Annotated in this window: 9 protein-coding genes; 6 read left to right on the top strand and 3 right to left on the bottom strand. The window is 62.7% G+C overall.

What is annotated here, in order from left to right; genetic code table 11:
- The 4 genes from QFZ47_RS03690 to QFZ47_RS03675 form a co-directional block, all read left to right on the top strand.
- On the top strand, window positions 1–457 hold a 457-nt coding region (locus QFZ47_RS03690; protein WP_307654343.1), incomplete at its 5' end, for a helix-turn-helix domain-containing protein.
- Window positions 451–741, top strand: a complete 291-nt coding sequence (locus QFZ47_RS03685) for a hypothetical protein (RefSeq protein ID WP_307654342.1) — start codon at window positions 451–453, stop codon at window positions 739–741. The genes QFZ47_RS03690 and QFZ47_RS03685, both read left to right, overlap by 7 nt.
- Window positions 742–1,309: 568 nt before the next feature.
- Window positions 1,310–2,323, top strand: a complete 1,014-nt coding sequence (locus tag QFZ47_RS03680; RefSeq protein WP_307654341.1) for a phytanoyl-CoA dioxygenase family protein — start codon at window positions 1,310–1,312, stop codon at window positions 2,321–2,323.
- A 341-nt stretch (window positions 2,324–2,664) separates the two neighbouring features.
- Window positions 2,665–3,090 (top strand): winged helix-turn-helix domain-containing protein, encoded by a 426-nt coding sequence (locus QFZ47_RS03675; protein ID WP_307654340.1) that lies wholly within the window; start codon window positions 2,665–2,667, stop codon window positions 3,088–3,090.
- A 25-nt stretch (window positions 3,091–3,115) separates the two neighbouring features.
- On the opposite strand, the gene QFZ47_RS03670 is transcribed toward QFZ47_RS03675, so the two are convergent.
- A complete protein-coding gene (locus tag QFZ47_RS03670) occupies window positions 3,116–3,541 on the bottom strand; it encodes a MerR family transcriptional regulator (protein ID WP_307654339.1) in 426 nt (141 codons plus the stop codon).
- A 69-nt stretch (window positions 3,542–3,610) separates the two neighbouring features.
- Between QFZ47_RS03670 and QFZ47_RS03665 the strand changes: the two genes are divergently transcribed.
- Together QFZ47_RS03665 and QFZ47_RS03660 are read left to right on the top strand one after the other, a co-directional pair.
- Window positions 3,611–4,639 carry a hypothetical protein gene (locus QFZ47_RS03665; protein ID WP_307654338.1) on the top strand — a complete coding sequence of 343 codons (1,029 nt, stop codon included), beginning with the start codon at window positions 3,611–3,613 and terminating at the stop codon, window positions 4,637–4,639.
- On the top strand, window positions 4,524–5,135 hold the full coding sequence (locus tag QFZ47_RS03660) for an EAL domain-containing protein (protein ID WP_307654337.1): 612 nt from the start codon (window positions 4,524–4,526) through the stop codon (window positions 5,133–5,135). The genes QFZ47_RS03665 and QFZ47_RS03660 overlap by 116 nt, the downstream gene beginning before the upstream one ends.
- A 213-nt stretch (window positions 5,136–5,348) precedes the next feature.
- On the opposite strand, the gene QFZ47_RS03655 is transcribed toward QFZ47_RS03660, so the two are convergent.
- Complete coding sequence (locus QFZ47_RS03655; protein WP_307654336.1) at window positions 5,349–5,876, bottom strand: Csu type fimbrial protein; 528 nt, start codon at window positions 5,874–5,876, stop codon at window positions 5,349–5,351.
- Window positions 5,873–8,842: a fimbria/pilus outer membrane usher protein gene (locus QFZ47_RS03650; protein ID WP_307654335.1), complete on the bottom strand. Its 2,970-nt coding sequence runs from the start codon at window positions 8,840–8,842 to the stop codon at window positions 5,873–5,875. The genes QFZ47_RS03655 and QFZ47_RS03650 overlap by 4 nt, the downstream gene beginning before the upstream one ends.
- Between the last annotated feature and the right edge of the window lie 2 nt (window positions 8,843–8,844).

Raw genomic sequence — 8,844 nt, 5'->3', positions numbered from 1 at the left:
GGCCATGGCGACACTTGCTGCGACGATCACTATGACGATGCGCGGAGCCGATCGGCTCAAGACGATTCAGGCGGTGGTCGACCGGATGCTGTGGGTCGGCCAGGCCGCGCAGCGACTGGGCCTGAGTCGCCGGCAGCTCGAGCGTCTGGTCCAGCGGTACAAGGACGAAGGTGTTGCCGCGCTCGCTCGTGGTCGAGCCAGGCATGTCCGGGCTGTCGTCGCGCGCGCGCAATGCGCCGCCGCTGTTGACGCAGCCGGCGGCGCAGCAAGGTCGCTGACGCGGCCGGGATCGTCACGCATGGATCAGCTGACTCTCTCGATGCCCGGCATTCGGCGTATCGATCCAAAGGTCTCGGCTTCGGCGCCACCCTCGCCTTCGAGCCGCGCACCGCGCTACGTCATGCGCGGCGACGTGCCGCCGCAGACGCTGCGAGAGCCGCCACCGCCTATGTGCTGACGGCGCAGCGGGCCGGTGTTCCCGCCTGGCTGCTGTTCGGCATCGCCTTGCAGGAATCGCAGCTCGCATTCGGTAAGGCGACCGTGCCCTTCCCTTGGACGCTGTGTGTGCGCGGTCGCGGCGAGCGCCACAACAGCTACCAGGCCGTCAGGGATGCGCTCCAGGGATATCTGCGCGCGGGCGTGACGAACGTCGACTGCGGCGCCATGCAGGTGACTGGCACTGGCATATCGGTTGAGCGTATTTCTGGGTTTGCAGATGCAGTCCATCGCCGCCACGCGTGACTGCAAAAGGGGGATACACGGGCTGCTCCGAGTCAGCCTTGAGTACGCCCGGCGCCCTGATGCCGGTGCACCATGGATCCATCGAAAGGACTTGGCAATGTTCCTGCAGACGATGCCGTGTAGTCCAGCCAAACCTCCAGTCGGAAGAAAGCAGCCATTTGGGGTTGGCCTGCGTGACAGCTCTGAGTTTGGGGCGCGCCTTCGCGGCCCGCGAGCGGAAATTCTCGATTCCGTTTGCGAAATTCATTTTCAAGAAAAATAAGCACTAGCACGACGCAACGTACTCGTATCTACATTTTGTAAACCAAAAAAGAGTTGGCATCTTGGGCACAGCAGAGCTCTCGATCAACTCGAACAAAGAAAGATCGCACCCTACGTTCGGTACTTTGATTGCAGCCTCTAGAGCCACAGTCCTTGATGGAATTTGCTGTTTCGTATCGATGCTTACACACGCAAACCCAATACGTTGTTCCAGTCAAAATCCAAGGCGTGACGAGTTCGGTGACAGCCAACATAATCTGTGTTGGTCGTCCATATGTTGGGCGGCAGCCCATATACCGAAGCCAGCATGGAAACGCAGAACCTACTCAGCGTCGAGCAAAAACAATTCTTCGACACCAACGGCTATATCATTCTTGAGCGGTTTTTCAATGAAGTGCAGGTCTCGGAATTCAAGCAGCGGATCGATCACTTCTGGATGGATCGAGGCAAAGGAAATCCGCTCACCATTGACTGCTATTTGGATCGAAAAGACCCCAACAGCCGGTGGCTGTTTCGTGAGGTGCATGGCGATGCAAGAAACCACCCCTACAAGCTGAACGACACCCACTTGGTTGATGGCTTGATTCAAGAATTTTCGATCAGCGAACGGCTTGCGAAAATCTTGAAAGAACTCTTGGGTGCCCCTGCCTCCGTCTGCAATTCATTGCTGTTTGAAAGGGGAAGCCAACAGGGCCCGCACTTTGACACGTTCTACATGCCGTCGAAGACGCCCAACAAGATGTGCGCATCGTGGATAGCTATCGACCCCGTCACAGACGCGAACGGCCCGCTGTTTTACTACCCTGGTTCTCATCTGATGGAGCCCTACAAATTCAGCGACGGAACGCTTCGCGCGACGCAGGAGGAATTCCCCAAGGCGATGGATTTCATCCGCAAGAAGCTCGAAGAGCACGATCTGAAGGCGGTTCACTTCTATCCGAACCCGGGTGACGTGTTGATCTGGCATGCGCAACTTCTCCACGGTGGAAGCGCGATCAAGGATATGAGCCAGACTCGGGCGTCGCTCGTGACTCACTACTGGACGACACTGGATTTCCCTGATCCAACGCAACATATCGACCTTGGCGACGGGCGCCTGATACTGAAGAAGCCCCACCAAGCAGCGATCTCCAGGGAAGAACACAAGATGGTCGACGAATTTGTCAATGGACTGACGACTCCAAAGGAACATCGGGTGGGGCTGCCCTTGAACTTTGATCCTCGATCGTATTTGCTCATGAATCCAGACGTTTTCCGCGCCGCATGGGATCCGTACACTCATTACAAGCTCCACGGGCAGGCAGAGGGACGGAAATGGTAGAAGTCGCTGGAACATGCCGGCTGAATAAGCAGGGCCTGGGTCCATCGAAGAGGACAGCCCTCCTCTTCTGGATGCCCGAAGCACCTGATTCAGTCGCATGCAGCGCCCGGATTGGCACGGCCTCGCGCTCGCCGTGCACAGCAGCCAGGGAAAACCCGCTGATTTCGCGATCCCTGGAGATGGCTGCTTCGGGCTTTGTATGCACCCGTGTCACCTCGCGCGTTGAGAGCTCAGGCTGCATTTGCACGCGGCGATCGCTTTGTGGGGCAGCCAGAGAAAACTCCAAGGAGATTCAAAGATGAAGTTCCAGTTTTCGGTCGCCAAACATTCTGGTCGCCCCAGTGATCTTCGTCGTTGCTCCCGTGATGGTGCAAGGCGCATCGCCCACCGCCCAAACGGACATGCCACCTTGGAGAGCAATCGTGCTTCGGTTTGCCGATCTCAAGCTTGATCAAATCAAGCGCACATGCTTGCGCGGGAGGACGGGCTTGAATCTCACCACGAAGGAGTTCGACCTGTTGCTCGCATTGCTGCGCCGCCGGGACCAAACCGTTTCCCACGCCACATTGGCCAAAGTAGTGTGGGGCAAAAAGTTGGAAGTCAACGCAAACGTGATACAGGTGACCATCCAACGCCTGCGCAGCAAGCTCGACGACCCGTTCGACATCAAATTGCTGCATACCGTGCACGGTGCCGGCTATGTCCTGGGAGACAACCTTCGGGCTTCGAGTTGGCCTCACGATGCGCATCCCAGGCACGCGTCGTAGATCGCCGGGTGTCCGCCCCTCCCTGTCAATCGCGCGTTGCGCAATGGCAGCTTTGCAATGCCGCGATCAGCGCGCAAGATCGCTTGTCGAGACTCGCGTCGCAGTCCTGAACCAACTTCTGCAGGATCGTCTCGAGCTTGTGGAGTTGCGCCAGCTCGGCGCGCACATCGCCGAGCTTCTGCTGCGCGAGTTCGCGCGCTCGCGCACAGTCCGATTCTTGGTCCAGCCGGAGCAGGCCCGCGACTTCATCGAGGCTGAAGCCCAAGCGCTGGGCGCTCTTGATGAAACGCAAGCGCCCTATGTCTGAGTTGTCGTAGCGCCGGATGCGACCTTGGATGCGTTCCGGTTCCGGCAGCAGGCCCTTGCGTTGATAGAACCGGATCGTCTCCACACCGACGCCCGTTGCCTTGGCAAAGGCGCCGATGCTCAGAGAACCTTCTTGCTCGTCCATTTGACTTGACTCCGTACACGGGTACGGAACTAAGCTTACATCAAGTTAACATTTTGAAACGAGTTCATCATGAAACTCAGCCCTGCGTTGTCGAGGCCGTCATCTGTTGCAGGCTCTCCCGCTATTCGCGCCTCACGCAGCACGAGTGAGGAAAGTCCGGGCTTTCATCGACCGCCCAGCGTCGCCGACATCGATGCGAGCCAGTATGTCGGCATTGAGATCGAAGCCTTGGTTGTTGTCCCGTCGCGTGTAGGTGTTGGAGAGGCATTGAAGGTTTTCACATCGGCGGACGAGGATCCCGTCGCGACGTATTCGGTGTTCCTGCGTTCCGGGCCCGATGCTTCCAAGCGGATCGGCGACTTTGCCACCTGCCTGGAGGCGGTCGAGTACGCCGAATCCGCCATGGCGTACCAAATGGCCCAAGGGGTTCACTGGACACGCGGCGGCAAGATCTTTGATCTCTACTGCGTGTCCGGCCACCCGGACGATCTGCGCTTTCTTGGACGAGAGTCAAAGAATGACTCGCTGCAGTGGGTGTCGGACCCGGCCGAAGCCATGGTGTTCAACCGGTGTGCAGGCCACGGCAAGTGCCCCGAGACTTTCTTGCCGGACGACGGGTTTCGCAAGCATCCGTGGCTGGCAGCACAGGTGCGGTTCGCACGGCACCGGAAAATGGAAGAAACGTCAGCGACGGCGGTATTCATCAAAACCATGCCCACGCATCGATTCGGCGCCTCGTTTGCAGAGGTGCAGGTGGACCAGGGATTCACCCTGCGGCTTCTGCGATTGCAGCGGCTGTGCATCAGCAAAAGGCTCAGCGAAGTTCGCGTGGATGCCGCGCCAAGAAGGTGGGGCCCGGGCGATGTCCGCGCCGACTTGGCCCTTTCGCACGATCAATTGATCGTCACTCAGGCGACGTTCCGATTCGCGGCGCGATCCGCGGGAGCGTGCGCCAGCGTCGAGACCTGCCCGCAGAACATCGTTGCATTTCTTCGAACGGTGCGCGCACATCGTCCAGAGAGCGGAACGCTGGTGGTGGAAGAGGACGACTGCGGCGGCCTGGCAAAGGGTACGGGCTGGAAGGACTGGCCGGCTTAATGCGCGGCGCAGAAGGCTGCGCGCTATCGAACAGGTCGCCAAGGCGCTCGAGGAAAGCGGGCTCGAAGCCCGGTTTCTCGAACTGGAACTGACCGAAAGCATGGTCATGGAAGACCTCGAGAAAGCCCTGCTGTCGATGAAGGCCCTGCAGGCGATGGGCGTGCAGTTCTCCATCGACGATTTCGGAACCGGCTATTCGAGCCTGAGCGCGCTCAAGCGCTTTCCCATCGCCAGGCTCAAGATCGATCGCGCTTTCGTGCGCGACATTCCCGGCGACGAAGAGGACAAGGCCATCGCCAAGGCCATCATCTCGCTGGGTCACGAGCTCAATCTCAAGGTCATCGCCGAGGGCGTCGAGACCGAGCAGCAGCTGGAATTCCTGCGCGCCCACGGTTGCGACGAAATGCAGGGCTATCTCTTCAGCCGGCCCGTGCTGCCTGCCGAGCTTGCAGCCCTGGTCAAGGCGCGATCTGATGGATTCAGCGGCGCAAGCTAAAGCCACGGCCAAGGACGGCATCAGCAATGGCGGATTGCCCTCGAGCCTCGTGCTTCGGTCGGTCGAACGAAGGTTCGACTGGCTGGCGCAATGCAATGCTCCAGAGATCGCCGCAGGCCGCTGCGTGAGCAGCCGCGGGCGCTCCACCCCCGCGGCGTCAAGCGCAAGATGCGCAACTTCAGCGTGCGCCATCGGGGCGCGCCGCTTCATGGGCTAGGGGTTGTACGTCAGCGTCACGGTCAATGAGTCAGAAAAGCTGCCCGCCTTCAGGGTGCTTTGCCCAGCGGGAATCTGGCCGTAAACCGTGTGCGATTGGTTGCTGTCACCGGTGGCAATCGTGCCGTTGAGCACCGCGCCAGTGAAGCCATTGCCCCAGACCGTGGTGTAGCTGGCGTTGGTGAACACGTTGAATGCCATGAGGTCGCCGCCGTTGGGGGTGTTGTTCAGGTAGCGAATGCTGAGGCGGTCACCAGAGCCATAGTTGCTGGCCCCCAGGCCGATGGTGTAGCCGCCACCGGCCGCGATATTGGTGCACACCACCGACACGGTGGCCGTGCTGGTTCTGTCTATCGAGGTCAGCTTGCCGGCAAAGGTGATCGGCTCGTAGGCACCAAACATGAGCCCGCTGGAACTCACCGAACAAGAGCCGGCCAGCGCCGAACTGGCGACGGCCGACAGGCCAACACCCATTGTCAGCGCGATGCAGTATCGCGTCGCCCGAACGCGCACTGATTTCTTCATGGTTGTCCTTCGTCGCAGGCCAACGGCCCGATTTTTTCTGGGGTGCCATCCGGGCTGGCCGGTACGGCCAACTCGAGCGTGCAACCCCCGTTGGGCCAGCTCGCCTGAAGGCGCTGACGGCTCTCGGCCAGGTCGGTCAGCCAGACCTCGCCCCGGCGGCCGGTGATGAACTCGGGGCCGGCGGGCAGCAGACGCACCTTGGCGCCCACCGGTACCGGCGCGCCATTGCGCTGCTGCAATACCAGCAGTACCTGACGCGTGCGCCGCACGGCAAAGTCCATCACCACGCCGCTGCGGGCGAAGGGTGTGACCTCCTGGCTGACGTTGGCCATCTCCACGTCCAGCGGCAAATCCGCCGGGTCGATCTCGATCTGGTTTTTTTGCCACGGCAGCAACCCGGGCACAAAGGCCAACCCACGCGCATCGGTGAGAGCGACCACCTGATTGCTCCGCTTGACCGGCACGCCCTCGATGCCATCCACCTTGACCACCGCGACGCTACCCTGGCCCACCGGCCGCGAAGCAAAGGCAACCCCTCCGAGCCAGCCCACGGTGCCCCGGGCGCCTGCGCGGGTGGCCATTTGGCCCTGTGCGTCCGAGACCACGTCCAGCGCGAATTCGGCCTGGCTGGTGTTGTACTGCAGCCCGGCTTGCGCGCGCTGGCTCTCGGTCGTGGCGGCCTGCACCCGCCAGCCTAACCCCGGCCCGGATGGCGGATTGCGCATGGCCGAGACCGCGCCGGTCAGGCGGCCGTCTGTGCGGCGATCCACCTGAGTGGAGATCGAAACGCCATCGTCGAGAGGCAGGTTGAACGACAGCCCGACACGCCAGCTTCGGACGCTATCCAGCCGCTTGTTGACCGACAGGCTCAGGCTGGCGCGCTGCCAGATTGGAACGCTCAATGACATGCCCAGCAATTTCACTTGATCTCCGTCCCAGCGGGTCTGGTGTACATAGCTCGCGCCACCGGTGATCCGCCCCCACAGAGGGCCACCCACGCTTGCCAGCCAGCGCGACCGGGCGCGCTGGCTCGCAGCCGCGGGTCCGATGGCTTCGCCAAACGGCGCGAATCCCCGGCTCGCGCGTTCGTACTGCAGCGCGCCACCGCCCCGGGGCGTGCTGCGCTCGATGCCCGCCTGCAGCAGATACCCGCTTTCGCGCGGGCCTTGTGTGTCGCCACTGGATGCCGCCAGCCCGCCACGCGCGACGCCCCAGGCACCCAGCAGGCCGCTCAGCTCCACGCCGAAGGCACGGCGCCGCCGCTGCAGTTCCAGACGGGTCTCGCCGGTGAGGCTGTTGGTCAGCCCCTGCCGCCAAGCGGCGGCGCCAAAGCTGTCGCCATAAGCACTGTCGCGCCCGTAACCGGTGCGCAGCCAACCCGCTTCAAACGAAAAATCCGTCAGTCCTGGCGCCAGCAACCGGGGCGAAGCGTAGTAGCTCTGCCGCACCATGGTTTCGCGTCCCAGCAGGTCGCGTACCACCAGACCGATCTCTCCGGCGCCGGTAACGATGGGCACCTGGGTCAGGTCGAACGGGCCGGGCTGCACCGGCAGGCTCAAGCGGCGCGCATTGTTCACCAGCAGCTCCACTGTGGAGGGCAAGGCGGCCTGACCTTCCAGCGCGAACTGCGGCAGGGTGACGAAACTCGGCAGTAAGCCGAAGTCGCGACCGAAGCGAATGCCCCCGTAGCGGGCCGGACGGCTCCACCCACCGCCCGCACTGACGGTGTCACCCACCACCAGGGTTTCCAGCCGCTGCGGCAGGTCATAGCGCCAGTAACTGTCGAGTCGCGTGGCCTTGTAGCCGCTGCCGCTGCCTGCGTTACTGACCAGGGCCGAGGTCACGAAGTTGCCCAGGCTGCCGAAAGCCACTGCTTCCAGCGCGGCACCGCTCGATGCGCTGCCTCCGTTGCGGCTGTACGAAACATCGTAGTTGAGCATCACGCCCGGACGCGGCCGCAGCGGTAGCACTGCCGCGTTGCCTTGCGCCCCCAACGCGGAGCCGACAAAGGCGGCGGCGGGGGCATTGATTTCCAGACTCAGACTCTGGCGATCGATGCGATAAGTGGCTCCGGGCAGCGCGTCCAACGCATAGCCCGGGGTACCGTCACTCAGCGTGGCGGCTTGCGCCAGCGGTGCCAGCCGGGCCTCAGCCCAGGCCTCGGCCGGCAGCAGCAGCGGACCGCTCGGCAATTGCTCGGCGCGCACCACGTCTTTCAGGCGCTGGCCATTGATGGAGACGTCGACCAGCAGCAACTCGGGGCTGGGCTTGGTGTGGATGTTCGCGGCGCCGGGACGGCGGGGTCGTGGTTCCGGGCGCGGCGGCGCCTCGTCAAGGGTTGGCGCAACAGCAGGCAATGCAAGGGATCGCGGCGGTGACGGGTCGATGGAAGCAATTGGGGCCATCGCTGACGGGCCCCCAACAGGCGTGAAAAGCTCGACAGGTGCGATCGCGGAGGCACCGGCGGGGATCGCAGGGCTCGCCCGGGCGACAGGCTCCAGCCGGAGCACCCAGGAGTCGCCGATGCGGCGCAGGTGGGGCCGCACCGCTTGGCTAAGCTGCAGCTCCAGCCTGGTTTGGTCCGGCGTACTGTGCAGAGCCAGGGCCCGCAGCGGGCCCGCGCTATCGGGCGGCAATCGCGGTAGCGCGCGCTCCAGCGTCATCGCGGCGTCATTCCAGATCAGCACCAGCCGGTAAGGACCGGGCACCGGAGTTTCCGACCAACGCACTACGGGCGCCACATCGATGCCCGTACGCACCCGCAACTGCACGGTGGCGCCATCGGGCTGCAGCAGGCTCACGGCCAACGGCATTCCCAAGGCGGGCGATGCCCAGACCAGCGACAGCGCCCCCAGCCACGACAAAGCCTGCGCGTGGTGCACCTGGGCGCAATTGCTGCGCGTGGCCGGAGCCAGAACGTCGACAACAGGGCGCAGGGTGCTATGGCACAACACAATCAAAAACACGC

The organism is Variovorax paradoxus (genome assembly GCF_030815975.1).
GTDB classification, from domain to species: Bacteria; Pseudomonadota; Gammaproteobacteria; order Burkholderiales; family Burkholderiaceae_C; genus Variovorax; species Variovorax paradoxus_N.
This window is presented reverse-complemented; position numbering and strand designations above follow the sequence as displayed.

Bases quoted from the DNA above. Each gene is read 5' to 3' on its own strand.
- QFZ47_RS03670 (WP_307654339.1), bottom strand. From the start codon at position 3,541: ATGGACGAGCAAGAAGGTTCTCTGAGCATCGGCGCCTTTGCCAAGGCA.
- QFZ47_RS03680 (WP_307654341.1), top strand. From the start codon at position 1,310: ATGGAAACGCAGAACCTACTCAGCGTCGAGCAAAAACAATTCTTCGAC.
- QFZ47_RS03665 (WP_307654338.1), top strand. From the start codon at position 3,611: ATGAAACTCAGCCCTGCGTTGTCGAGGCCGTCATCTGTTGCAGGCTCT.
- QFZ47_RS03655 (WP_307654336.1), bottom strand. From the start codon at position 5,876: ATGAAGAAATCAGTGCGCGTTCGGGCGACGCGATACTGCATCGCGCTG.